Below are 25,884 nucleotides of genomic sequence, written 5' to 3'. Positions count from 1 at the left end.
TGTGTCGGTTTCAATTTTTCTTGTCGACCTTTTTTATCTCGGAGTCCTTGGGAAACAGGATCAATTTGACGCCGTTCGTGACTTCAAAACGATCTTCATTCATGTAGAAAATCATCTCCGGGCCTTCCAGGATGTTTTCATTTTCCCAAGCGGTGGCGTGCGGCGTGCCGGTCAGGATCATTTTCTGTTCTTTGTCGTAATACACCGCCTTGTCGCCCCGGGCTTTTTTGGTTCCTTTCACCACGTCCACGTTTTCCAGCGCGATGATTTTTTCCAACTCTTGCCCCTGGCCGGGGTCTTCCTTGCCGGAGGTGGTGCCGGGCTGAGTCTTGTCTCTGGGCTGAGTGTATACCTCCAGAATTCTGGAGGTCAGCACCACATCCTCCCACGTGCCGCGGACATTGCCGGTGAAGATGATCTTGCGGCCATTGTTCTCGGTACGCATTTTCTCCGAAGTGATCTCCAGGCGCTTCGGCTCCTCGGTCCCGGAGTTCTTTTGCGCCCAGGCGGGGGAGCCCGTCATCAGTAAAAATCCGGCCCCCACCGTAGCGAGGGTGCAGGCAAATTTAGAGATAATGTTCACGATCCGTTGGCCGAGACCTGGGTTGTGGACCGTTTGCGGTCCATGTATTCCTGGACAAAACCACCCACCTCGGCGGTGAACCGGACATCTCCTTCCAGATAGATGTCATTCGTTTCCTGGTTCATTCGGCCTTTTTCAGCGGATATATGCGATGTGTGGTCGGCATCCAGGTAATAGGTGACGTTCACGTCCTTCAGCTTCACAACCTGCTGCTCGTTATTTATGGTTGCTTTTTCTGCTTTTAAAATCCAATCTTTACGACCATTTATCTCGTTTTCTACTTTAAAGTTTTGGATCTGGACGTCGATGCCTTTTTCGGTTTTTTCGATAGAGATGGGGAGAGGGGCGTTTTCCATGCTGGAATAGTAGTTCGCGCCAAAAGAAAACACCAAGGCGAGAATGGAGACAAACAATAATTTCCTGATTTTATTGTTCATTCGTGACGCAAGCCCCTCTATGCAAAGGATATACCAACCAGAAAAATATGCCACACGTCCTTATCATTGTAAAGCAAAAAGGGGGTGGCTGGCGGAGGCCTGGGGGTACGGGCTCAGGCTGAGCGTGCGGTCGGTTTCTCCCCCGATTTCCAGTCGGATTTCCACCCGGTTGTTGATAGGGATCAAGGGAGGCTGGTCCGTTTTCTGCTCCGGGAACAGCTTCTCACCCCATTCGATCAGTGTGACGCCTTCGCCGAACAGGTAATCTTCCAGCCCCAGATCGGCCATTTCATCCGCCGACTCGATGCGGTACAGATCGATATGGTAAATGGGCAGACGGCCCCGGTATTCGTTGATGAGGGTGAACGACGGACTGCGCACATATTGGTCCGGCGGCACCTCCATTCCCTGGGCGATGCCTTGGATGAGGGTGGTCTTGCCCGCGCCGAGATCGCCGAACAGGAGCAGAATGTCGCCAGCCTGCAAAAGGCGGCCGATGCGCCGGCCCAGGTTCTGTGTGTCCTCAGGGGATCGGGAAGGGAACTGCATCTTAAATCTGAACCTGTTGCAGGGTTTGGGGCAGGGCTTTCAACAGGTCGCCCGCGATGAGGCTGGTCTCGCTCATCTCCGCGGCCACGCGGTCGCCGGCCAGTCCGTGCAGGTACGCGCCGGTGACGGCAGCGTCGGGTCCACTCAACCCCTGCGCGAGGAATCCGGCGATCATCCCGGTCAGCACGTCGCCGGTACCGCCGGTGGCCATGCCGGGATTGCCTGTTGGATTGAGGCGGATGCGTCCGTCGGCAAGTGCCACCAGCGTGGGGGCACCTTTCAAGAGAACCGTGACGCCGTGGGTCTGGGCGAATTCGCGGGCGGTGTCGAGCCGCCGCGCCTGCACGTCCTTCGTGGTGCCGCTGATGAGGCGTGCCATTTCTTTCGGATGTGGTGTCAGCACCACCTCGCTCTGGATGCGGTTCAATAGCCCCGGCAGTTTGGCCAGCCCGTTCAGTCCATCCGCATCGATGACCACGGGGCAGGTGACCTGCGGCAGGAGAGCTTCCAGAAGTGCCAGCGCTCCTTTGTGAGTGGAGAGGCCGGGGCCGATCGCCAGCGTCGATTTGTTTTTGAGGTTGGACAGGCACAAGTCCACCGCCTCCGGCGCCACCGAGCCGGATGGCGTTTCCGGCAGGGGCAGGGTCATTGCTTCCAGTGGATGAAATTCCAGCGCGGCATTGCACGATTCGGGAATGGCGAGAGTGACGAGTCCGGCTCCCGCCCTCAAGGCGGCGAGGGCCGTCAGCCCGGCGGCGCCGCCTTTGCCGCGCGACCCGCCGATGACCAGCGCGTGGCCATAAGTGCCCTTGTGCGTGTTGCGTTTGCGTTTGGGGAGCAGGGCGGCGATGTCCGCCTCCTCCACCAGTTCCACGCCGATGTTTTGTGCTTCCACCGCCTGCCGGGGGATGCCGATGTCGATCTGCACGATCTCGCCCATCGTCTCCGCCGCCGGGTACATCAAATGACTGCGTTTGAAAAGAGCGAGTGCGGCGGTGAGGTTGGCCTGCACGCAGGGACCGTTGATCAGCCCGGAGTCGGCGTCGATGCCCGACGGAAAATCTACCGCCACCACGTATTTTTTGGCGGCGTTGATCTTTTGGATCAGTTTCGCGTAGAGGCCGCCCGCCGGTTTGGACAGTCCGGTGCCGAACAGGGCGTCCACCAGGATGTGTGAATGGCGGAGTGAATGGTTCTGTGAGTTCAGGTTGCGTTCGTTGATCTCGGCCACCGGGATGCCGATGGTCACGGCGATGTCCGCATTGGTCCTGGCGTCGCCTTTCAGATCGGCCACTTTCCCCGCCAGAAGAACCCGCACGCCCACGCCCGCCTGGTGCAGGTGGCGCGCGATGACGAAACCGTCACCGCCGTTGTTGCCCTTGCCCGCCAGCACCGCGACCTTTTTATCCGCGAGGTCCGGGATGCGGGTGAACATGAGGTCCACCACACTGCGCCCGGCATTCTCCATGAGCACCAGGCCGGGAATTTTGTATTGCTCGATCGCGGTTTTATCCGCCGCCTGCATTTCCTGAGCTGTTGCAACTTTTTGCAAAGGTCGAATCCTTGTTCCAGGTGCGGGGAAGGGAGGGTGAATCCGTTCAGCCTATTGTATCCGGTTTGACGGAAAATACGGAAATCAGACGTACACGGGATAGGGGTAATCCTTGGCGATCTGCAATTCCATCTCTTCCGGGCAGGGTTTGAGGCCGTTGACGGCGCCGAACTGGCACGGGCAGGTGTAACCCAGATCCTGTTTTTCTTTGCCCGAAAGACGGTTGTAGGCATCTTCCGTCAGGAGGAAGACGGTATTGAAAAAGTAATCATCCACGAACTGCTCGAAGTAGATGGGCTTGCCCTGCATTTCCGGCAGGGATTTCAGCTTTTCCTGCGGACTGTCGTGGTTGTAGTTGTAGGCGAAGCGGTTGAGCCCGTCATAAAGCAGGCTGAAGTGATAGGTGTTCATGTGGTACCAGTGTTCCTTGCACTCCAACCCTTCGAGCAGAATCTCGATCAGTTTGCGCAGTACAGGCAACTCGCCAAACCGGTGGGAACGCGGATAGAACCCCGCGAGGTCGTCGCGCCAGAATTCCTGCGGGTGGCTCTTGATGAGATCGAGCAGTTCCACTTCCTCATCCAGGCAGGCTTTAACGAAGTGATGGGGATCGAACTCCGTGGAGAAATCCTGCACGGTGGAAAGGGCCAAAAACTCTCCGTATTGTTTCCGGTAGATGTTGTTTTTGAATATCAGCATGGGATACCCGGTTGCGTCAGTTCATCCTTAATTTAGCACAGCTTGAAAAGGCAGGAAAGAGTTTGCTTTCTAAAGGCTGAGCGCACCGGAGGCATAAGGATTGCCCGGATGAGGAGTGAGGGACAACTCTTCCGGCTCGGGGGGAATGGCGTTGATCACTTTGCCCATGGTCGGGTCTTCCGGCTGTCCGGGGTCGTCCTTGGGCAAAACCGCGCCGAAGTAGGCATGGTCCAGTTTTCCGAGCTGACGCCGTTCCAGCGGGGTCATGCCGTTGTACCGTTTGGCGGAGATGAGAAAGGCGGTATTGAAAAAGTACTGGTTCAGAAAATGGTTGAAGTTGATGGGCTCGCCGCGCAACTCCGGGATCACCTCACGCCGCCGTTGGGCATCGCTGTAACTGTAGTCTTCGACGATCTCCTGCAAGGCATCGTACAGGTAGCAAAGGTGGTAGCAGTTCATGAAGAACCAGGTGCGGGTGTCGAACAGGCCGTCCAGCAGGTTTTTCGACAGCGGGTCCATCACCGGCAACCCGCCAAAGCGCGCGGTATGGGGGAACAGCACCTTCAGTTTTTCAAAGCTGGAGGCTTCGTCGGAAGAGGTGAGTTCTTCAACGACTTCCCGTCCGGCGGCGAGGGCTTTGTGGATCAGGTGAAAGGCGATGGGTTGGGGTTCCTCATCGCCGCCGTACGGCCGGTCCGCCGCCGCTCCCTGCAGGGATTCGAGCGGGTGATAATAAATGTTCTTTTTGAAAACCAGCATAAACCGGAACCGGACACGGTCCCGCAACCTCATTATTTTTTATTTTGGAAGTGGATGCACGTCCCAGATTTTTTGGCAGTATTGGCGGATGGCCCGGTCGCTTGAAAAGGGACCCATGCTGGCGGCATTGAGGATGGACTTGCGGGTCCATTCCTTCGGTGAAAGGAACAGCGCTTCCACTTCTTTTTGTTTTTCGATGTAACTCGCGAAATCCGCCAGCACCATGAACCGGTCCTTGACCAGCAGGGAATCGATGATGGGCTGGAACAGGTGCGGATGATCCGGTGAGAAATAACCGTCCCGGACCATGTCCAGGGCCCGTCGCAACTCATGGTTTTTCTCATAATATTCACGTGGATTGTAGCCCCGGGTTTTGACTTCGTCAACCTGCCCGGAGGTCAGCCCGAAGATGAAAATGTTATCGTCGCCGACTTCGTTTTTGATTTCGATGTTGGCTCCATCGAGGGTGCCGATGGTGAGCGCGCCATTGAGTGCCAGCTTCATGTTGCCGGTGCCGGAAGCTTCCATTCCCGCCGTTGAAATCTGTTCCGAAAGATCCGCGCCGGGGATGATGCCCTCCGCCTTGTTCACACTGTAGTTGGGAATGAACACAACCCGCAGTTTGTCCGCGGTCTGCACATCATGGTTAACCTTGTCCGCGACGCTGGTGATGAGCTTGATGATGAGCTTCGCCACGTCGTAGCCCGGCGCGGCCTTGCCGGCAAACATCACTGTGCGCGGCACGTGGTCGCAGTTCGGGTTTTCCTTGAAACGGTTGTACAACACGATGGCGTGCAGGAGGCAGAGCAGTTGCCGTTTGTACTCATGGATGCGCTTCACCTGCACGTCGAACAGGTGATGGGGATTGATCTCCATTCGGAGCGCCCTGTCCTCGCGGATGTATCCCGCCAGCCGTTTCTTGTTGCTCATCTTCACATCCCGCCAGCGTTTTTGAAACTCCTCATCGTCCGCGAATTTTTTGAGTTTTTGCATCTGGTTGAGGTCGGTCACCCAGCCGTCGCCGATGGTGTCGTTCAGTAGATCGGAGAGTGCGGGATTGCACGATTTCAGCCACAGGCGTTGCGTGATGCCGTTGGTGATGTTGGTGAATCGGTTCGGAAACAGCTTGTTGAATTCGGGAAAAACGCGGTTTTTCAAAATGTCGCTGTGCAGGGCGGCGACGCCGTTGACGGTGTGACTGCCGATGATCGCCAGGTTGGACATGCGAATGCTTTTGACCGGTTGTTCCTCGACGATGGACACCTTTTCCAGCATGGCGTTGTTGCCCGGATGCTGAACCTGAACGCGGTTCAGAAAATTCTGGTTGATCTGGTAAATGATTTCCAGGTGGCGCGGCAGGACGCGTTGCATGAGGTCCACCGACCACTTCTCCAGAGCTTCCGGCAGGACAGTGTGATTGGTGTAGGCAAAGGTTTTGACGGCAATTTCCCATGCCTCCTCCCAAGGGCGGTGCTCGCGGTCCATCAGCAAGCGCATCAGCTCCGGGATGGCGAGCGCGGGATGGGTGTCGTTCAATTGAATCGCCACCTTTTTCGGAAACGATTCGAACGTGGAATGGTTGCGCTTGTAACGGCGCAGGATGTCCTGAAGCGATGCCGACACGAAAAAGTATTCCTGCTTCAGGCGCAACTCCTTGCCCTGCATGTTGCTGTCGTTCGGGTACAGGACTTTGGACAGTGTTTCCGATTCGTGCTTGCGGCTGACCGCCTGCACGTAATCGCCTTCGTTGAAGCTGTCGAGGTCGAACTCGCGGGTGGAGCGTGCGCTCCACAGGCGCAGGTTGTTCACTGTCTGGTTGTGGTAGCCGGGGATGGGGACGTCGTAGGCCATCGCCATCACGTCGTCGTGCGAGTCCACCCAGTGGCAGATGCCGTACCCTTCCTTGTCTGACGTATGCTGGACGCGGCCGTAAAAGCGGATGGGGTACAGGTAATCGGGCCGGGGCAACTCCCACGGATACCCTTTACGCAACCAGTTGTCCGCCGTCTCGACCTGAAAGCCGTCGATGATTTTTTGATAAAAGATGCCGTATTCGTAACGCATGCCGTACCCGGCCGCTGGAATCCCAAGCGTCGCCATCGAATCCATGAAGCAGGCGGCGAGGCGACCGAGGCCTCCGTTGCCCAGCCCGGCTTCTATGTCCGATTGCTCGATGTTTTCCAGATCGAGTCCCAGTTTCTCGATGGCGCGGCACACTTCCTTTTTGAAGTCGAGATTCACCAGGTAATTGCTGAGGGCGCGGCCGACCAGGTATTCCATCGACAGGTAATAAATGCGTTTCGGGTCTTTGGTAAAATAACGGTTTTGCGTGTCGATCCATTTCTCTACCAGCCGGTCGCGCACGGCGAAGGCAATGCTGTTGTAATGATCCATGAGCGTTGCCGTGCGGGGTGATTTCGCCTGCGAGTATTTCAGATGATGGGAAATGGAGTCTTTGATGACGTCCACACTATTGCCTTCGGGTAGGCTGGAGGGCTTGGTATTTGTCACGCTATCATTCATAATCATCTCCCGAATGGAAGAGATGGGCAAGCAATACGGACGACGGGGATTCCGGTCCGTATGCCCCCTGGGTTGGGGGGAAACCAGTTGATAATTCTAATTTAAGACTGTTCCCAGGATAAACCAATGGAAATTTCGGAATGGAGCCGGGTTTTGGAGGGAGTGGATCTGACACCGCGGGCACGCCGGGCGTTTTTGCGCCTGGTGGAGCGGCATCGGGAGGGAGCGGACAGCCTCATCGACTGGGATTCCATCCACTCCCCGCAGGTGGACAGGCTGGTGCCGTATGAAAACCTGGAGCCGCCGGACGAAGACGCGGGAAGGGAGGCGCTGGCCCACCTGGCAGTGTGCAAACTGAACGGAGGGCTTGGCACCAGCATGGGATGCCCCGGACCGAAATCGCTGATTCCCATCCGCGACGGGCTCACCTTCCTCGATTTCATCATGGGCCAGTTGCAGGAATTGGAGCAAACCTGGGCGGTGCGGGTGCCGCTGATCCTGATGAACAGTTTTTACACCGAAGAACAGACGGCACTGGTCCTTTCCAATTACCCTGACTCCCAGCCGATCGAATGCTTCACTCAGAACCGGTTTCCCCGGCTGGATAAGGCAACAGGACGGCCCCTTAAGGAAGAAGAGTTCGGGCAGGAGGCGTGGTACCCGCCGGGTCACGGCGACCTGTACACCTGCCTTGAGGAGCAGGGAATCCTCGACCGTCTGCGCGACGAGGGCAAAAAACTTTTGTTCGTGTCCAACGCCGACAACCTGGGCGCGACGGCCGATCCCGCCATCGCCCACCATATGCTGAAGCACGACATTCCGTTTTTGATGGAAATGACCCCGAAGACATCCGCCGACGTGAAAGGTGGCACGTTGTATGAGGACAGCGATGGCCGGCTGCACCTGCTGGAGGTCGCGCAGGTGCCGCCGAAGCACGTGGATGCGTTTTGCGGCACTGAAAAATTCCGCGTGTTCAACACCAACAACATTTGGATTCATCTCGATCATTTGAAACGCCGGTTGGAGCGGGGGCCCATGGACCTCAACCTGATCGTCAACGAAAAATCCGTAGATGGCCGGGCGGTGATCCAACTCGAAACCGCCATCGGCGCGGCGTTGGAGCATTTTGAACAAGCCGTTGGACTGGTGGTGAACCGCGACCGTTTTCTGCCGGTCAAAAAAACCAGCGACCTGTTGGTGATCCAGTCCGACCTTTTCGTGCAGGAAGGGGCGCATTTGCGGCGGAACCCGGCGCGGGCGCAGGCGAACCTGCCATCCGTCGTCTGGCAGGGACCGCTGGAAAATTTTGAAGAGTACAGCCGCCGCGTTTCGCAGGCACCCAGCCTGGTGGACCTGGAATCGTTGGAAGCGGAAGGCAACGTGTGGTTCCGCGGCGTGGCGACGCTGAAAGGGAGGGTGCGCCTGATCAGCCACGGCAAACCGCTTGCCGTGCCGGGTGGGGTGGTGATCGAAAACCAGACTCTGGAAAACTGATGCGGAAAGTTATTGCGCGGCTTCCAACTCCAGCACCCGCTTACGCCGTGCGCGGTAGCGCATGTAGAGGCTGATGAGAGCCAGTACGATCAGAATGATGAGCGCGACGCGGAATTGGGTGGAGCCGATTGCCAACAGCGTGCTGCCGAAAAATCCGTAGGCGTAGGCGCGTGGGGTCAGGCCCAGCACATGCGCAAGGATGTAATGCCGAAAGCGCATGGTGGACAACCCGGCACCGTAGTTGATCACCGTCACCGGCATGATGGGGATGAGGCTCAGCAACCACACCATGGAGAAACTGAAACGCGTGTCGTCGATCATGTCCGCGCCCAGTTTCAGTTTGCTCTTCACATAATCGTGACCCATGGTGCGGGCGATCCAGAACCCCAGCGTGCCGCCCGCCCCCGCCCCCACCGAGGCGTATAACGGACCCACCACCGGACCGAAGGCCAGCCCTCCCGCGATGAACAGGGCGATGGACGGGATCAGGAACAATGGCCGGATGACAAACACGCCAATGTAAAGCACGGGACCCCAGACCCCCATCGACAACACAAAGGCCTGGAAAGATTCCGGCGTCAGTTTCACCCCGTGCCGGGAAAAATAAAACCCGGTGCCAAATCCCACGAGGATCAAAATGATGAACTTGATGAACCGCCTGCGTACGGAAGCGGGGATCGTGGTTTTGTTTTTTTCCTGAACAGTGGCGCCCATGTTCGTCTCCTCCAGCCTGCGTTCCGGACTGGAATGCCCTCTACCTCAAAACAGCCATTTTAACCCGATGCAACCAGTTTAGAAAAAATCCTGTTTCTTAAAAATGTTTAAAAAATAAAGCTTTAGCCTGCTCCACCATGAGTAGGAAGGTAGGATTGAAAATTATAGGAATTGGTATTATGTATTGTAGTAAAAATTCTAAAAAATTGTTGACTTGCACCTCTTTCCAAGTATACTGGCCACAATTAAGTGTAAGGGGCAAAATGGGTTATCGACGGGCCCCTCTGAAAAGGGTATTGAGCAACCGGAACAAACCGGTTGATAAAGGTTTTGGGGCAATTGGATCCATAGGGGCAGAACGAGTGATCCAAATTTTTATGGGGCAATGTTCAATTTTATTGGGTAAGGGAGGTCCGTTATGAAAAAAGTCCTGTTCGTAGCTGTCATTGCTGTGCTCGCGCTCTGTTTTTCCGCTTCCGCATTTGCAGGGACCCTGAAGCCGGGTGACAAAACATCCTGTGTGGATGCGAACCAGATCACTCTGCAAGCCTCCGGTAACTCCGCTCACGGGGACGGGGGAAGTGCCAATGCGGTTATCTGGAAATCTTCCAATGCCACCACCATTCCCATCACCTTGGGACCGGGTCAGAACCATGGTCTGGAAGGCGAGCGGGGTGTGGGTATGGCCAACAAACACAGCATGGGTCGTCAGTCTGTTACCTTGACCCACGAACCCAACTTCAGCCGTGGTGATTCGCTGGGCGATATCAGTGGTGAAGTCCGCATCACCAACAATGGAACGGTTGACCTGATGGTCGAATGCAAATAACGCTCTAGTCAGCAAAGAGGGCCGGGCCGCCGAAAAGGCGGTCCGGCTTTTTTTGTTTCAGTAAATTGCCAGGATGAACCCGCCCAGAAGCAACCGGTAGATGACGAAGGGGATCAGGCCCACGCGGCTCACCACCGTCAGCAGGATCTTGATGGCCAGGTAACCGGACAGAAAGGAGATGCTGAAGGCCATGGCCATCTGTCCGCTGGTGAATATTAAGGCTTCTTCCGGTTGTGTGATCACTGAAACGGTTTTGTGCAGGCCGGCGGCGAGGATGGCCGGCGTGCCCAGCAGGAAGGCGAAGCGCGCGGCGGCGGGTTGGGATAAGTTCATGAACAGGCCCGCGGCGATGGTGATGCCGGACCGCGACGTGCCGGGAAACAAGGCCACCGCCTGCGCACACCCGATCAACAGAATCTGCTTGAACGACATGCCGTTCAGTTCCGCTTCACCGCCGTCGGTGCGCGCCGCTCCCCGGTCCGCCCACCAGAATACGAACGACCAGAAAATCAAATTGGTCCCGACGAACACCGGGCTTCGGAGGTTCGCCTCGATCCAGTCACCGAGTGAGAGTCCCACCACCCCGGCGGGGACCGTGGCCACAATAATGCCCCAGGCAACGCGATGCCGTGCCGGCTGGTTCTTTTTGTCGAACATGGCACACAGCAGTTGCCAGAGCTCCCTGCGGAAGAATATGATGATGGCGAGCAGGGTGGCCAAATGCAGAATGGCGTCCATGGCCAGCCCCTGATCCTGATAATCAAACAGGATGGGCACCAGAATCAAATGCCCGGAACTGGAGACGGGTAGAAACTCGGTCAGGCCCTGGATCAGGCCCAGCAGGATTGCCTGGATATCTTCCATTCGCACCTATGCGTTTCGATACAAGAAAAAATAAAGGCTGGATCGCGCTCTTTGTTGTGCTCGGGATCATTGCCCTCAGCAACCAGAGGCTGGCGATGACCGACCCGGAAAACACCTACCCGAAGCGCATCAAACGGGCGGTGCGGCTGTTTTTCAATCCTCCGGAAAACGAACTCGAACGCCACCTCATCGGCAAGGGCATCGAGTGCCAGACCCCACACCGGCTGTACGGTCAGGTGGCTGGGGCTACGGTTGTGATCAAAGCGGATCATTCGGTCGGCGCCGGGGTGTTCATCGGTCCGCGCCTCATTGTTACGGCGCGGCACGTGGTGGATGGGAAATCGATCGAAGTGGTGCTTCCAGAGGTTCCGGCAGACGATCTGGCCCGGCCGGGAAGGACGATCGAAATCGATTCCGTGCATCGGGTTCGGAATCTGGATCTGGCGTTCATCAAAACCCAGGGGTCGTACCCCTCTTACCTGGATCTGAAGATGAACCCGGAGGGTGAGGACGATCTAATGATCGTCGGGCATCCCAATCGCAAATACTACTCTTTGCAAAAAGCCCGGATCAAGAAAAAAGATGCGCTGGAGGAGTCGGAGTACATCCTGTTCAAGGACAATGAAGTGTTTTTCGGCAACTCCGGCGGCGCCATTGTGGCCTGCGATGGAGGCCTGATGGGCGTGGTGAGCATGATGAGCAACTACCAGAACGCCGCCTTCAAGCAGGGCATCGGCATCAACGCCCGCACCATCCTGGAGCACGCCCGCAAGCTCAACCTGATATAGGCCTGACGGAAGCCCGAAAGCGCCCTAAACCCCCATTTATAAAATTGATACGGTAGGTTAAAATATGCTATCTTGACGCAGGCTTGGGAGAACGTTGGTAATAAAAGGGTTAAAGGCCGAATGCCATTCCGGGCGCCTGCCTGAAGGTTTTGCCCATCCCCTCTGTATCTCGCACTGAGTCCGCCGGGATCTGCTTTTTATAACATCTGATAAATTAATTAGACCTTGAAGTATGAATGAATTTCCCCGCATTCAGCGTTTGCCTCCCTATGTGTTCAACATCGTAGGCGAGTTGAAACTGCAGGCTCGCCGCCGTGGTGAGGACATCATCGATTTTGGCATGGGCAATCCCGACCAGGCTACGCCCAAGCACATCGTGGACAAGCTGATCGAAGCCATCCAGAAGCCGCAGAACCACCGCTATTCGCTTTCGCGCGGTATTCCCAAACTGCGCCAGGCGATTGCGGACTGGTATCAGCGTGAGCACGGGGTGTACGTCGATCCGGAGACCGAGGCCATCGCCACCATCGGCTCGAAAGAAGGCATTTCGTCATTGGCCATGGCCATCACCGGTCCGGGCGACAGCGTGCTGGTGCCGACGCCGACGTACCCGATCCACACCTACGCTTTCATCCTGGCGAATGCGGATATCACCTCCGTACCTTTGCAAAAGGACATCGACTTTTTCGAAGCCCTGCTGAAGGCATACAAACAGACCTGGCCGCGGCCGAAAGCGCTCATCATCAACTTCCCGCACAACCCGACGACGCAGGTGGTGGATCTCGACTTCTTCGTCAAGGTGGTGGACTTTGCCCGCGAGCACGATCTGATCGTGATCCACGATTATGCTTACGCCGACCTCGTGTTCGACGGATACCGCGCGCCCAGCCTGCTCCAGGTACCGGGTGCGAAGGACGTCGGCGTGGAGTGCTTCACGCTGTCGAAAAGCTACAACATGCCCGGCTGGCGGGTGGGCTTCATGGTCGGCAACCGTGAGATCATCCACGCGCTGGCCCGGATCAAGAGTTACCAGGACTACGGCATGTTCCAGCCGATCCAGATCGCGTCCATCATTGCACTCAACGGACCCCGCGACTGCGTGGATGAAATCCGGGAGATGTATAAAGTGCGGCGCGACGTGTTGTGCGCCGGCCTCAACCGCATCGGCTGGGCGGTGGAGCCGCCGAAGGCCACCATGTTCGTCTGGGCGGAAATCCCCGACCAGCTCAAGCATATGGGATCGCTCGAATTTTCCAAACTGCTCCTCGAAAAAGCCAAGGTGGCGGTGTCGCCGGGGATCGGATTCGGCGACGGTGGGGATCATTACGTCCGCTTTTCTCTTGTCGAAAACGAGCACCGCATCCGCCAGGCCGTGCGGGGCATTCGCGAAATTTTCTAACTCATCCTACTTCGTTCCTTTATGAAACCTGTAAAAATCGGATTGATCGGATTCGGCACCATCGGCGCTGGCGTGGTGCGCATCCTGCAAAAAAACCGGCAGAACATTGTGGACCGTCTGGGCACGGCGGTGGAAGTGGCATGCATCGCCGATCTCGACATCACAACCCCGCGTGGTGTGGAAGTGGATCAAAAGATCCTCACCACCAACGCTTACGATGTGGTCAATCACCCGGACGTCGATGTGGTGGTCGAACTGATCGGCGGCTACGAGCCAGCCCGCGACCTCATCCTGAAAGCCTTCGAGCACGGCAAGCACGTGGTCACCGCCAACAAGGCCCTGCTTGCGAAACACGGAGACGAGTTGTTCGCCGCCGCGGAAAAGCACAAGGTGAACCTCGGTTTCGAGGCCGCTGTCGGCGGGGCCATTCCCATCATCCGTTCCATCCGCGAGGCTTTCGTCGCCAACCGCATCGAGGCCATCGAGGGCATCGTCAACGGCACCGCCAACTACATTCTCAGCAAGATGTCGGATGAGGACCTCGAATTCGAGCTGGTGTTGAAGGAAGCACAGGAAAAAGGATTCGCCGAAGCCGACCCGACCTTCGATGTCGAGGGCATCGATTCTGCCCACAAGATTGCCATCCTGAGCCGCCTGTCGTTCGGCACTTCGGTTGATTTTGAAAAAATCTACATCCAGGGCATCAGCAGAATCACCCCGGTTGATATCAAGTGCGCCCGCGAGTTCGGTTTCCGCATCAAACTCCTGGCGGTCGCCAAGTTCGACGGCAAGGAGCTGGATATCCGCGTGCATCCGGCGATGATTCCGGAATCCAAACCGATGGCGAATGTCAACGGCGTGCTGAACGCCATCATGGTCCGCGACGATCTGATGGAGGAAAATGTGCTGGTGGGCCACGGCGCCGGGTCCCTGCCGACGGGCAGTGCGGTGGTGGGAGACATCGTGGAAATTGCCCGCAATATCCTCTCTGGGGCCTCCGGGCGGGTGCCGGCCCAATCGTTCCAGAGCCACAGCCTGAAGAAAATTCCCCTCAAACCCACCCATGAAATCGAGGGGGAGTACTTTTTACGCTTCCTCGTGCAGGACAAACCGGGTGTATTGTCCAAAATTTCTGGTATTCTTGGGCGGCACGACATCAGCATCGAGTCCATGATCCAGCGGGGACGGGATATGGACGGGAAGGGCGTTCCCCTCGTCATGATGACGCACCAGGCGAAAGAGAAAAACATTCAACAGGCTTTAAAAGAAATCGAACAATTGGACGTGGTATGCGAGAAAACGGTTCTCATAAGAGTGGAGAGGTAGCTCTCGAATTCGACGCCTGGTTTCAGTGCATCAATGGCTGTTCCGGCCGGTACGAATTGAATGAAGTGATTTACAACTGCCCGCATTGCGGCGACCTGTTGGAAGTCACGCACGATATGGAGCGGCTGAAAAAGCGTTCGGCCGCAGAATGGAAAAGCCTGTTCGACGAACGCTACCGCCGTCACGACTGGCCGTACGGCAGTTCCGTGTGGGGCAAGAAGGAACTGGTCTGCCCCAACGTGGACAACGACAACATCGTCTCCACCTACGAAGGTGGAAGCAACCTGTTCTGGGCCGAACGGTTGGGCAAACAGCTTGGCCTCGAAGAATTGTGGGTCAAACAGTGCGGCATGGCGCATTCCGGTTCGTTCAAGGACCTGGGCATGACTGTGCTGGTGTCCATGGTCAAGCAGATGCGGACCGAGGGAAAGGACATCAAAGCCGTTGCCTGCGCCTCCACCGGAGACACCTCCGCGTCGCTCGCCGCCTATTGCGCCGTCGCCGGCATTCCGGCCATCGTGTTCCTGCCGCGCAACAAGATTTCCATGACCCAGCTCATCCAGCCCATCACGCATGGGGTGATGACATTTTCATTGGATACGGATTTCGACGGGTGCATGAGGATCGTCAAAAGCATCTGCCAGGAAAAGGAGATTTACCTTGCCAATTCGATGAACTCGCTCCGGCTGGAAGGGCAGAAGACCATCAGCTTTGAGTTGACCCAGCAGTTCGATCAGGAGGTGCCGGACTTCATCATTGTCCCCGGAGGCAACCTGGGCAACGTCAGCGCCATCGGCAAAGGGTACGAGATGATGTACGAACTGGGCATCATCAACAAACTGCCGCGGCTGGTGTGTGCGCAGGCGGAACGCGCCAACCCGCTGGTGCGCAGTTTCAAACGCGGATTCAAATCCTTCAAATCCATTCAGGCCCGCAAGACCTTGGCCAGTGCCATTCAGATCGGCGCTCCGGTCAGCGTGAAGAAAGCCATCCGCGCTCTGCAGAAATTCGACGGCATCGTCGAAGAGGCAACGGAAAACGAACTGGCAAATGCCGCCGGTCGCGCCAACAAGACGGGTCTTTTGTGTTGCCCGCATACCGGCGTGGCTCTGGCCGTCATGGAAAAACTGCTCAAGCGCGGCGAGATCAAAAAGAATGATCGGGTGGTCGTCATTTCCACTGCCAACGGGTTGAAGTTCACCGATTTTCTGGTTAAATACCATTCCAATACCCTGCGCGGCGTCGAGCCGGAGTGCCTGTTCAAACCATATGAGCTTCCGGCCGACGAGACCCGCATCCGGCAGACCATCAACGAGGCGTTGAACGGCAACCTGACGGTCTGACCGAACTTCCGTGACGGACAGCGAATCTATTCCGGACGGACTCATCGAACAAGTAATGCTTCATCACCGGGGGCGTTCACGCAGGTTCTGCCGCTCCCGGCAATGTTAGAAAGGATAAAAACATGGCGGAGGATGTGAAGAAGGTAGCAATCATCGGGTCGGGTCCGGCGGGCCACACTGCGGCCATTTATGCCGCGCGGGCCAACCTCGAACCGTTCATGTATGAAGGCTATGTGGTTGGCGGCTCCGCAGGCGGCCAGTTGACCACCACGACCGACGTCGAAAATTATCCCGGCTTTCCTGACGGCATCAACGGACCGGAGTTGATGCAGTTGTTCCGCCGCCAATCCGAACGCTTCGGCACGCAGATGGTGCAGGAGGACGTGCATGAAGTGGATTTCTCCAAACGTCCGTTCCGCATCAAGGGCGACAAGACGGAGGTGCACGCGCACTCCGTCATCATCTCCACCGGCGCCACGGCGAAACGCATGGGCGTGCCCAACGAGGGGAAGCTGTGGAACCAGGGCATGTCCGCCTGCGCGGTGTGCGACGGCGCTCTGCCGTTTTTTCGCAATCAGCCGCTCATGGTCATCGGCGGTGGCGACACGGCGGTGGAAGAGGCGACCTACCTCACCAAGTTCGGCACCGTCGTGTACCTGGTGCATCGCCGCGACGAGTTGCGTGCCTCCAAGATCATGCAGGAACGCGCCCTCAAAAATGAAAAAATCGAAATGGTTTGGGACACGGTACTGGAAGACGCCATTGGCGACCAGTACGTCACCGGCGCGCGCGTGCGCAACGTCAAAACCAACGAAACGCGCGACATCGAAGTTGCAGGCATCTTCTACGCCATCGGCCACACCCCGAACACCCAGCCCTTCAAGGGCCAGATCGACCTCGACGACACCGGTTATATCAAGATCAAACCCGGTACTCAGGAAACCAGCGTTGAGGGTGTGTTTGCCGCCGGAGACGTGCACGACCACAAGTACCGGCAGGCCGTCACTGCCGCCGGGGCCGGGTGTGCCGCCGCACTGGAGGCCGAGCGCTGGCTGGGCGAAAAAGGCCTTGCCTGATCCTTCCTGATATTCGTTCCCATTTTCAGCAGGTTTAAAATCCACTCTTCCCTGCCTTGACCCCACCGGTCGCGCATCTTATTAAAATCTCAGCATCCTTTTAGCGTAAGGAGATTGAAGATGCGTTTCGACAAGATGACCATTAAATTGCAGAATGCCGTGATGGAGGCACAGTCTCTGTGCGAAGAAGCGCGCCAGCAGGCCATTGAATGCGAACACCTGCTTGTGCCTCTGTTGAAGGATGCCGAAGGCATCGCACCTGTCCTGATCGGCAAGGTCGGAGCCGACAAAGCCCGTCTGCTTTCCGAGCTCGAAGAACAGATTAAAAAGTACCCCCGGGTGGAAGGCGCTGGAGGGCAGGTCTATCTTTCATCCGATCTCAAAAGCATCCTCGACAAGGCGTTCGAGGAAGCGCGGCAGATCAAGGACGAGTTTCTGAACGCGGAACACGTCCTGCTTGCAGTGGCGGGCGACACCAAAACCCGCGCGGGCAAGCTGTTCAAATCGCACGGCATCAAACGCGACGATCTCCTGCAGGCCCTCACCACATTGCGCGGTTCGCAGCGCGTGACCGACCAGAATCCCGAAGCCAAATACCAGGTGCTGGAAAAGTACTGTATCGACTTGACGCAGAAAGCCAGTTCCGGAAAGCTCGATCCGGTGATTGGCCGCGATGCGGAGATCCGCCGCGTGGTGCAGGTGCTGTCGCGCCGCACGAAGAACAATCCAGTATTGATCGGCGAACCGGGCGTGGGCAAGACCGCCATTGTGGAAGGACTGGCCCAGCGCATTTTTCATGGCGACGTGCCGGAAGGTCTCAAGGAAAAACGCATCATCGCCCTCGACCTTGCCGCGCTGGTGGCGGGGACCAAGTACCGCGGTGAATTTGAAGACCGCCTGAAGGCGGTGCTGAAGGAAATCAACAGCAGCGAAGGCGAGATCATTTTGTTCATCGACGAGTTGCACACGCTCATCGGCGCGGGCTCGGCGGAAGGGTCGATGGACGCCTCCAACATGCTGAAACCCGCGCTGGCGAGGGGTGAACTGCACTGTGTTGGCGCCACCACCCTGCGTGAATACCGTAAATATGTCGAAAAAGACGCGGCGCTGGAACGCCGGTTCCAACCCGTCATGGTGGGGGAACCGTCGGTGGAGGACACCATCTCCATCCTGCGCGGCCTCAAGGAAAAATACGAAGTGCACCATGGTGTGCGCATCCAGGACGCGGCGATCCTTGCGGCGGCGCGGTTGTCGCACCGCTACATCTCGGACCGCTTCCTGCCGGACAAGGCGATCGACTTGATCGACGAAGCGGCGTCCAGCCTGCGCATGCAGATCGATTCACTCCCCGCGGAGATCGACGAGTATCAGCGCAAGATCATGCAGTTGGAAATCGAGCGCGAGGCGTTGAAAAAGGAGTCGGATGCGCAATCGAAGGACCGCCTGCAGAAAATCGAAAAGGAAATCGGAAAGCTGGGCGAAGCGTGCGAGGCAATGAAACAGCAGTGGGAAAGCGAGAAGAAAGTCATCGCCGAAAAACGCGAATTGAAAGAGAAGATCGAGCAGGCCCGGCGCGAGTGTGAAATGGCCGAGCGGGAAGGGCGGTTGGGCCAGGCGGCGGAGCTGAAGTACGGCACCCTGCCGCGCCTTGAAAAGGAAATGCAGGATCTGGAGACGCATCTCTCGAATGTGCAGACCGAAAAGAAAATACTGAACGAAGAAGTGGGCGAGGAAGAGATTGCGAGCATCGTTTCACGCTGGACCGGTGTGCCCGTCGAGAAGATGATGCAGTCGGAAAAGAAACGCCTGCTGGCCATGGAATCGCAATTGCACCGCAAGGTGGTGGGACAGGACGAGGCGGTCACCGCCGTATCGAACGCCATCCGCCGCAGTCGTTCCGGCATTCAGGACCCGAACCGCCCAATCGGTACGTTCCTGTTCCTCGGTCCAACGGGTGTGGGCAAGACGCAGCTGGCGCGGACGTTGGCGGAGTTTCTGTTCGATGACGAGCAGGCGATGATCCGCGTCGATATGTCCGAGTACATGGAAAAGCATTCGACCGCGCGGCTCATCGGCGCACCTCCGGGTTATGTCGGTTATGAGGAAGGCGGATACCTGACGGAGCACGTCCGCCGCCGCCCGTACTCGGTGGTGCTGTTTGACGAAATCGAAAAAGCGCATCCGGATGTGTTCAACCTTTTCCTTCAGATTCTGGATGAAGGACGCCTGACCGACGGACACGGCAAGACGGTGGATTTCAAAAACACCGTTGTGCTCATGACGTCCAACATCGCGGGCAAGATGATCCAGGAAGCGGGCATGCAGATGGGTCAGCTTGAAAAGGCCGGGAAGGCCGACTGGGATCGCGAATACGAGAATGTTCAGGAAGCCGTGCGGCAGGAGTTGCGCCAGCATTTCCGCCCGGAATTTCTGAACCGCATCGACGACATCGTGATCTTCCGCAACCTCAGCCGCGAACAGATCAAGGAGATTGTCGAGATTCAGGTCGAGGACCTGCGCAAGCGTCTTGCAGACCGCAACATGTCTCTCGAATTGAGCGACGAGGCCAAGGCGTGGCTTGCAGAGAAGGGTTACGATCCGGTCTTCGGTGCACGCCCGCTCAAGCGGGTCATTCAGAAGTTCGTACAGGACCCGCTGTCGCTGGAGTTGCTCGACGAGAAAATTCAGGAAGGCGACACCATCCATGTCGAAAAGGAAAACGACGCGTTGGTGTTCCGCAAAGCCTGATCGACTTGTAGAAACTCAAACACCGCCGTTTGAGTCGGGGACTTCCACCAAACGGCGGTGCAGGGGATAATACAGGGCGAGCTTGATTGGCCGGGTTTCCCCGCGCACGCGCAGTATTTCCGCGTAGGCCTGCAACTGCGGCGCATAACGTTTTTGTTCCTGCGAAAAGAATCCCTCCACGTCACCGCCCTCGTGTTCGCCGGTTTTGTAGTCGATGATCCAGCGCACTCCGTTCTCATCCACAAATGTCCGGTCGAGGATGCGGTTGGAGAAAACCGTATCCTTGGCGAAGGTGAGGGCAAATTCGCTCTCTGCGTCTTCATGCGCGGATAAAATCCAGCGCCCCGCTTTCTCATCCCCCAATATGTTCTGAAGAGCCCGCACGCCTTTTTCCGCTGCGGCGTCTGCGCGGTCGAAGGTCAGGCCTTCGTTCAACAACGCCGCCTTGAACGCCGGTTTCATGGACTCCGGCTTTTTGGCATCCCAGGCTTCCAACCCCTGATCGGCGATGTCCTTGAAGCATCGGTGCAGGACATTGCCCAGAAACCGTGCCTCGTTTCCAGCCCAGAAGTAAGGCGGCCGGTCTTCACGTTCTTCGCGGATATCGAGCGGTCTTCCGGTTTGAATGTCGGGCGGCGGCGCGGGGGGCTGAAACCCATTTGCCAGCCGTTGCAGTCGCAATGCCTTCGGCTTCGGTTGGTATTCTGCCTGTCCCGAACCGGGTTCGCGCAATTGTTGTTCCCACTCTGTTTGCAAAAAAGGCCAGAGGTGACCGAGCATGGACCCGCTGGCCGGGTTCTTGATACTTCCCTCGCCGTCTTCAGTGACATGACCGAACAGGTGAACCTGCTGTTTTGCCCGCGTGACGGAAACATAGAGCAGGCGGCGGATTTCGTGGAAGTCCCGGACCTTGTTGATCTCATTCAGGAAGCGGTAGATGTCCGAATCGCCGGCTCCGGTTTCTTCAATTGGAGCGAACAGCATCTGATTCCCATGAGTCAGCCAGAAGATCAATTGCTTTTCATTTTTTCCAGTTCCTTTCCCCAATCCCGGCAATAAAACGAAATCGAATTCCAACCCCTTTGCTTTGTGCATGGTGAGGATCTGCACCGGGTTGCCTCCAACGACGGGTGGGCGTGCGTAAAGCCGGTCCAGCACGCGTTCAAACCGATACAGGTTGTCAGTGTTGCCGGAGCGGACGGTTTTTGCCACCTCCTCGAAAAATACATCGATGTCCTGCCACTGACTGCGATCGACGCAAGCTGGTCCTCCCAAGTGAATCCAGCATCCTTCCAGCAGGTCGCGAAAGTTTTCACCCGGCAAGGCATCGAGAATGGGAGCCAGCTTGTCGATGATTCGGGTGAGGCGGGACTGGCCGTCAGTAGTCAACGCGCGTTGCCGTTCCGGATCGTTCATCAATTCCCAAGCCGGTGTGTCGGCATCCAGATGGCACAGCCGGTGAATGTCTTCCAGCAACAACCCGCAGAAGGGAGCACGGAGGATGGACAGCCAGGCGATGCGGTCATGAGGATCGAGCAGGGCGCGCATGAGCGACCACAAATCCAATACCGCCGGGCGCGCGGTGATTTTGTCGATGTCTTCGGCGCGCAAGGGAATTCTGGCTTCCTGCAAATGCGGCACCAGCGATTCCAGGTGGGTGCGCGACCGCACGAGGATGGCGATGGAGGCGGCCGGATGATCGCGTTGCAGTTTGCGGATGGTGTCCACCACCTGAGCGGCTTCCTGTCCCGCCTGTGATTTCAGGAATGGATGGCAAACCACCGGCATTGCCACCCCGGCTTCTTTTTCCGCGTGGGATGAGGTGTAGGCGATGGCGCCTTCCAGATCAATGCTTGCCGGGGATGCTCCCGGTGCATCCAGGTTTTGGAAACAAGCGTTGACCCATTGAACGAGGTGGGCCTGTGAACGAAAGTTGGAGCTCAATTGCAAGGATTCCAATTGTACGGGACCGATGCCGCTTTCTTTCACCTTGTTGAAAAAAGAAACCTCGGCGTCGCGGAACCGGTAAATGGACTGCATGGGGTCGCCGACGATGAACAGCGTGCGGCCGTCGCCCGGTGTCCAGCCTTCCGTCAACAGGGAGAGCAGTTGGTATTGCTTGTAAGAGGTGTCCTGAAACTCATCGACAAGGATGTGCTGGAGTTTGAGGTCGTACTTCAGCAACAGGTCGGAGGGGCTGAGGGGTTTTCCAAGCGACTTCAACGCCGACAATGACAACTCGGAGTAATCCGTGTTCCCGGTTTCAATGAAGACCGCCCTCAGGGCCTTTTCGATTTCGGGAAGCAACAGGAACATGGAATTCAGAAATTCCCATTCATCGTCCTCGAAACGGGGGTTTGGCAAGGAGGAGACATTGGACAAGGCCTGAGCGATGGCTGTGTCCTCCCGCATGGATTCCAGAATGGATTGAAATTCTTCCTTTAGAGTGGGGTCGCCTCCATCGGTCTTGGCGGGGAAACCGGAGTTCTTATCCATTTTTTTTCGGATGCCGCCCTGAGCTGTGATCAGCATTTTGGCAATTGCCTGCCACAATGGAAGGTGCGGGGCCAGGGGTTCTGGAAACCGGGCCATGTCTTTTAATACCGCCAATGGGTTTTTCGGATCGGTGTTGTGGAGATTGCTTCCCGCATAACGGAGCAGGGGAAGCAACCGGGATTTCAGAGATTCACCAAAGTGGCGGCATGCTTCATCAAGGCGAACCTCGATGAGATCGGACAGGGCGCGTTCCTGCATTTCCCGGCTTTCCGAAGGGGATGGGGTGTCGAGATCGGCTGAAAAGAAAGTCAGCATCCAGCGGTCGCGTTTTTCGAGCAGTTGCACCATCCTCTCGAGGAACTTACTTTTGTCGTTGTCGAGCCGCATCAAAAGGCATCTCACCGCGTCGCCGGCCGGAGAGGTCTCCTCCACCCGCGCCAGCATGCGCCGCGCGGTTTTGCGGTAGAGTTCCCCTGCGTTTTCCTCGATGCCGAGAAGCGAGCCGATGCCGGAGAGCACCGGCGTCTGGCGGATCAGGGACATGCAGAAGGAATCGATGGTCTGTACCTTCAGGCGGGTTGGGTTGTTCAAAAGATTCCAGCCATGATGTCTGTCCTGCTCCAGCACCTTTTCCGCCAGGTTGTAGGTCTTCAGGCTGTGCGGGGAATCGGGCGGGGGATGGTTGGCGGCCTCGGTGAGCGCTTTCAGAATGCGCGTCTGCATTTCCCCCGCCGCCTTGCGGGTGAAGGTCATGGCGAGAATGTGTTCCGGCTTGTCCACCTGCGCTAGGAGGAGGAGCAGGCGCTGGATCAACAACTCCGTTTTGCCCGATCCCGCTGGTGCCTGCACGATGAACGAGCGGGTGGCATCGAGCGCCAGATCGCGCTGATGCTGGTCGTGGATGGGAGTGTTCATGAGGACACCTCTTCGTCTTCTTCCACTGCCTGCTGAAGCAGTTCCGCTTTGCGGCACAACGTGGGCAGTTCACACCGGTTGCACGGGCTCTGTTTTTCCAGGGGATCGACCTCCAGTGATCCCTGTAAAAAATTTCCGGCGATGGCAGACAACCTGGATTTCCAAAAATCGACCGCCTGCTCCCAATTCTCAAAGCCCCCCTTGTCTGCATTTTTGTTTTTGATTCCCGGCAAATTGAGGGAGTCGCGTCCCAAACCTTTGAAGCCACATTGCCCTTTGGCCACGCGCGCAAACAGGATGGCGTCCGAGGGATGCGCCAGGCAGTAAAGCGGCAGTTGCGGTTCCCGAATCCGTTCATCGTGCCAACCTGCAGGAGGAAAATTTCGTCCCGTCTTATAGTCGATTAAAACCATATTGGACTCCCCCGTGCGGTCCACCCGGTCGATCTTGAGGCGCAGATGAAGGCGATCCAACGAATACTCAACGGGTGCTTCCGTGTCGAGGACTTCAAAGTCCTCCCGCTCCTGTTCCAGAGACAGCCATTCATTGACGAGGCTGTAAAGGCGTTGGCTCTCCAGTTTTCTGAATTCATCCTGACCGAAAAACAAGCCCCGGTTGGCTGACAGAACGGTATCGACATGGGTTTGTATGGTGTCCGGTAACTTTCCATTGGCGGTCAATTGAGCGAGCCTCTGTTTGGTTTTGACCTCCTTCCAGAAGCCTTCCAGAATGGCGTGCACCATGTTGCCGCGCGCCAGGGCATCCATTTCAATCTCCGCAGGCTGGAGGCCCCTTATTTTCAGGCGGTGCAGGGCGAATGCACGGAAGGGGCATTCCGCCTGATGCTTGAGGACGGCATGGCCCCCCCTCAGTATTTGCAACTCTTCGGGTTCAACCTGAATGCGGGAACGATCTTCCATCTCTTCCAGAATGCTGTGCTCCTGAAAACGATCGATGAGACGGTGCGAAGGATATTCGATTTGCGACGGCTCCGATTCATCCAACGGTGAAAGCAGGGGACTGCGCAGGCGCTCCCGGTCCTCAATCAAAGCCGGGTAACTGATTTGAATCTCGGGTGAAGAGCGGAACACCCGCGCCAGCACGGTTTCGTAAAAACGAAGGGTACGGTTCGGAGTGCAGTGAGGCAGATGGTATTGGCGCTGAAGGGTGAACGGCAAAAAAGGATTGGGATCGTTGGCGGCGGGCAGGGCATCTGCGTGGCATCCGAGAATCCAGAGGTGGTCGAACTGCATCCCCGCCGCCTCCAGCAGGCCCACCACCTGGATCGGCTCTTCCCGCGTTTTGGGTTGAAACACTTTGTCACGCACGATGTGCGTCAGCGTGGTCATGACCCTGGCACGGTCGATGTTGCCCAACACGCCATCGAGCGTAGCCAGTTCATCCAGACATTCATTCCATGCATCGTGCACCTGAAATTCGCGGCTGGAAAGTTTTCTTCCACCGCGTGGCCAGTCCATTTCGTGCAACAACCGGGCGATCACCTGGCCCCATTCCCCAGGGCGGCGCGTGCCTTTTGTTTCCAACCAGTTTTTCCATTTATTGAGGAATGATGAAATCCCCTCGCAGGATGGCCATTTTCCCGGTTTCAGTAGCTGGTTCAACGTCACGCGGGCGGGGTATTTCCGGCGAAGGATGAGATCCATTTGCAGGCGCTCGGAATGCTCCTCCTTCCAGTTTGCAAAATAGGGGGAACGCAGAATCCGCGAGACCAATAACGTTGCAAACGTATTGCCTGAACAGGTGAGCAGTTGCAGGGCCAAATCCACCATGTGCTCGTGAATCAGAGACGCGCCCAGGGAAATATTGAACGGAGCTTCCTGACCCTGCCAGCAATAAACCGATTCCGGAGCCAGTTCCGCTCTCAACTCCCGCACCAGCAGTTCGCGGTAGTCTTCCATCTGAGTGACGACGATACCCACGGTTTTTTCCGGTTGCATGACCGACCTCACCCAGCGCGCGCATTGAATGACTTCCGTCTGCGGATCGGGATATTTGCGGATGTTTCCCTGTGGTTCGGGGATGTTGTCAGGCGGTGCGGCTGAGGTCGAGGCGGGTTCCTGCGGATACCATGATATGGAGACGCCGTTGCCCTTCAGAAAATCGATGAAGCGCTGCAGTTGCGGGGTGAGCTCATCGAAACCGGCAAAGACGATGGCGGGAGGGATGGGGATGTCTCTCGCCTGCATGGCATTCTGCACGACACGCAAAACTTGCGAAGGGTCCAGTGCACTCCATCGTTTCAACCGATCGCGGTACTGCATCATCCAGCGATGGAACGCGGTGGCTTCTTCGGACAATGCGTAATGGTCCGGACTGTCCGCTACTTCGTATTGCTGGAGCAGGGCGAACGCTTCCGCCGCTTCATTCGCCGCGCCCTGCAAGTGCAGAAGATCGAGGCGGGAAGTTGCCGCATCTTCGTGGATGATGCGTTCCCACAGTTTTCTCGATTGCAGGGGGGAAAGCACATGCTGGCGCGGCCAGGAAGAGACCCATGCCTCCTTCAGCCATGCGTCGAAGGGAACGATGTCGGGCGTTTCCCAGACTTTGAGGGAAGTGGCCTGCCGGCGGTTGTGCTGAAGCGACAGCCAGCGGGCGAGCCGGACATTGACGGTGAGGACGAGCGTGGAGGTGTCCACAGGCGCAGGCATCGGCAGTTGGGTTTATTTAAGAGGTATAGAAAAAACGGACGAAAGAATGGCCGCCCGGTGAACGATGCAAAAACCGTGTATGCGTATCCGAAAGGAGCCGATCCGTCTCGCTTGCAAGTTG

The 25,884-nt window shown here is 57.0% G+C and carries 19 protein-coding genes; 8 read left to right on the top strand and 11 right to left on the bottom strand.

Annotated elements, in window-relative coordinates; all coding sequences use genetic code 11:
- Positions 1 to 10: 10 nt before the first annotated feature.
- The 7 genes from J2S31_RS08385 to J2S31_RS08355 form a co-directional block, all read right to left on the bottom strand.
- Positions 11 to 523, bottom strand: a complete 513-nt coding sequence (locus J2S31_RS08385; protein ID WP_237098635.1) for an LptA/OstA family protein — start codon at positions 521 to 523, stop codon at positions 11 to 13.
- 56 nt (positions 524 to 579) lie between these two features.
- Positions 580 to 1,020: an LPS export ABC transporter periplasmic protein LptC gene (gene lptC / locus J2S31_RS08380; RefSeq protein WP_237098634.1), complete on the bottom strand. Its 441-nt coding sequence runs from the start codon at positions 1,018 to 1,020 to the stop codon at positions 580 to 582.
- Between the two features lie 63 nt (positions 1,021 to 1,083).
- Positions 1,084 to 1,569 (bottom strand): tRNA (adenosine(37)-N6)-threonylcarbamoyltransferase complex ATPase subunit type 1 TsaE, encoded by a 486-nt coding sequence (tsaE, locus tag J2S31_RS08375; RefSeq protein WP_237098633.1) that lies wholly within the window; start codon positions 1,567 to 1,569, stop codon positions 1,084 to 1,086.
- A 1-nt stretch (position 1,570) separates the two neighbouring features.
- Positions 1,571 to 3,121 carry an NAD(P)H-hydrate dehydratase gene (locus J2S31_RS08370; RefSeq protein ID WP_237098632.1) on the bottom strand — a complete coding sequence of 517 codons (1,551 nt, stop codon included), beginning with the start codon at positions 3,119 to 3,121 and terminating at the stop codon, positions 1,571 to 1,573.
- Positions 3,122 to 3,205: 84 nt separating this feature from the next.
- Complete coding sequence (locus tag J2S31_RS08365; protein WP_237098631.1) at positions 3,206 to 3,820, bottom strand: hypothetical protein; 615 nt, start codon at positions 3,818 to 3,820, stop codon at positions 3,206 to 3,208.
- Positions 3,821 to 3,889: 69 nt separating this feature from the next.
- The gene (locus tag J2S31_RS08360) at positions 3,890 to 4,579 is read right to left on the bottom strand and encodes a hypothetical protein (protein ID WP_237098630.1); all 690 of its coding nucleotides are present in this window, start codon (positions 4,577 to 4,579) and stop codon (positions 3,890 to 3,892) included.
- 39 nt (positions 4,580 to 4,618) lie between these two features.
- Entirely contained in the window at positions 4,619 to 7,102 is a 2,484-nt protein-coding gene (locus J2S31_RS08355) for a glycogen/starch/alpha-glucan phosphorylase (protein ID WP_237098629.1), read from the bottom strand.
- 126 nt (positions 7,103 to 7,228) lie between these two features.
- Here J2S31_RS08355 and J2S31_RS08350 point away from each other — a divergent pair, with 126 nt between their 5' ends.
- Positions 7,229 to 8,596 carry a UTP--glucose-1-phosphate uridylyltransferase gene (locus J2S31_RS08350; RefSeq protein WP_237098628.1) on the top strand — a complete coding sequence of 456 codons (1,368 nt, stop codon included), beginning with the start codon at positions 7,229 to 7,231 and terminating at the stop codon, positions 8,594 to 8,596.
- Positions 8,597 to 8,605: 9 nt separating this feature from the next.
- Here J2S31_RS08350 and J2S31_RS08345 read toward each other — a convergent pair whose 3' ends face one another.
- The gene (locus J2S31_RS08345) at positions 8,606 to 9,310 is read right to left on the bottom strand and encodes a TVP38/TMEM64 family protein (protein WP_237098627.1); all 705 of its coding nucleotides are present in this window, start codon (positions 9,308 to 9,310) and stop codon (positions 8,606 to 8,608) included.
- Positions 9,311 to 9,728: 418 nt separating this feature from the next.
- Between J2S31_RS08345 and J2S31_RS08340 the strand changes: the two genes are divergently transcribed.
- Positions 9,729 to 10,139, top strand: coding sequence for a hypothetical protein (locus J2S31_RS08340; protein WP_237098626.1), 411 nt, complete (start codon positions 9,729 to 9,731; stop codon positions 10,137 to 10,139).
- 57 nt (positions 10,140 to 10,196) lie between these two features.
- Here J2S31_RS08340 and J2S31_RS08335 read toward each other — a convergent pair whose 3' ends face one another.
- On the bottom strand, positions 10,197 to 11,003 hold the full coding sequence (locus J2S31_RS08335) for an undecaprenyl-diphosphate phosphatase (protein WP_237098625.1): 807 nt from the start codon (positions 11,001 to 11,003) through the stop codon (positions 10,197 to 10,199).
- Between the two features lie 56 nt (positions 11,004 to 11,059).
- Between J2S31_RS08335 and J2S31_RS08330 the strand changes: the two genes are divergently transcribed.
- From J2S31_RS08330 to clpB, 6 genes are all read left to right on the top strand, one after another.
- The gene (locus tag J2S31_RS08330; RefSeq protein WP_237098624.1) at positions 11,060 to 11,791 is read left to right on the top strand and encodes a S1 family peptidase; all 732 of its coding nucleotides are present in this window, start codon (positions 11,060 to 11,062) and stop codon (positions 11,789 to 11,791) included.
- A gap of 232 nt (positions 11,792 to 12,023) precedes the next feature.
- Positions 12,024 to 13,190, top strand: a complete 1,167-nt coding sequence (alaC, locus tag J2S31_RS08325; protein ID WP_237098623.1) for an alanine transaminase — start codon at positions 12,024 to 12,026, stop codon at positions 13,188 to 13,190.
- A gap of 21 nt (positions 13,191 to 13,211) precedes the next feature.
- Positions 13,212 to 14,516 (top strand): homoserine dehydrogenase, encoded by a 1,305-nt coding sequence (locus J2S31_RS08320; RefSeq protein ID WP_237098622.1) that lies wholly within the window; start codon positions 13,212 to 13,214, stop codon positions 14,514 to 14,516.
- Positions 14,480 to 15,859, top strand: coding sequence for a threonine synthase (gene thrC / locus J2S31_RS08315; protein WP_237098621.1), 1,380 nt, complete (start codon positions 14,480 to 14,482; stop codon positions 15,857 to 15,859). Before J2S31_RS08320 ends, thrC begins: the two co-directional genes overlap by 37 nt.
- Before the next feature lie 122 nt (positions 15,860 to 15,981).
- Positions 15,982 to 16,935 carry a thioredoxin-disulfide reductase gene (trxB, locus tag J2S31_RS08310; protein WP_237098620.1) on the top strand — a complete coding sequence of 318 codons (954 nt, stop codon included), beginning with the start codon at positions 15,982 to 15,984 and terminating at the stop codon, positions 16,933 to 16,935.
- A gap of 120 nt (positions 16,936 to 17,055) precedes the next feature.
- Positions 17,056 to 19,683: an ATP-dependent chaperone ClpB gene (clpB, locus tag J2S31_RS08305; RefSeq protein ID WP_237098619.1), complete on the top strand. Its 2,628-nt coding sequence runs from the start codon at positions 17,056 to 17,058 to the stop codon at positions 19,681 to 19,683.
- Between the two features lie 15 nt (positions 19,684 to 19,698).
- Here the strand turns inward: clpB and J2S31_RS08300 are convergent, their stop codons facing one another.
- Positions 19,699 to 23,094 carry a UvrD-helicase domain-containing protein gene (locus J2S31_RS08300; RefSeq protein WP_237098618.1) on the bottom strand — a complete coding sequence of 1,132 codons (3,396 nt, stop codon included), beginning with the start codon at positions 23,092 to 23,094 and terminating at the stop codon, positions 19,699 to 19,701.
- The gene (locus J2S31_RS08295; RefSeq protein ID WP_237098617.1) at positions 23,091 to 25,763 is read right to left on the bottom strand and encodes a PD-(D/E)XK nuclease family protein; all 2,673 of its coding nucleotides are present in this window, start codon (positions 25,761 to 25,763) and stop codon (positions 23,091 to 23,093) included. The genes J2S31_RS08300 and J2S31_RS08295 overlap by 4 nt, the downstream gene beginning before the upstream one ends.
- Between the last annotated feature and the right edge of the window lie 121 nt (positions 25,764 to 25,884).

The organism is Nitrospina gracilis Nb-211 (assembly GCF_021845525.1).
Classification (GTDB): Bacteria; Nitrospinota; Nitrospinia; order Nitrospinales; family Nitrospinaceae; genus Nitrospina; species Nitrospina gracilis_A.
Note: the sequence above shows the minus strand (reverse complement) of the source record. Positions and strands in the feature narration are given on the sequence as shown.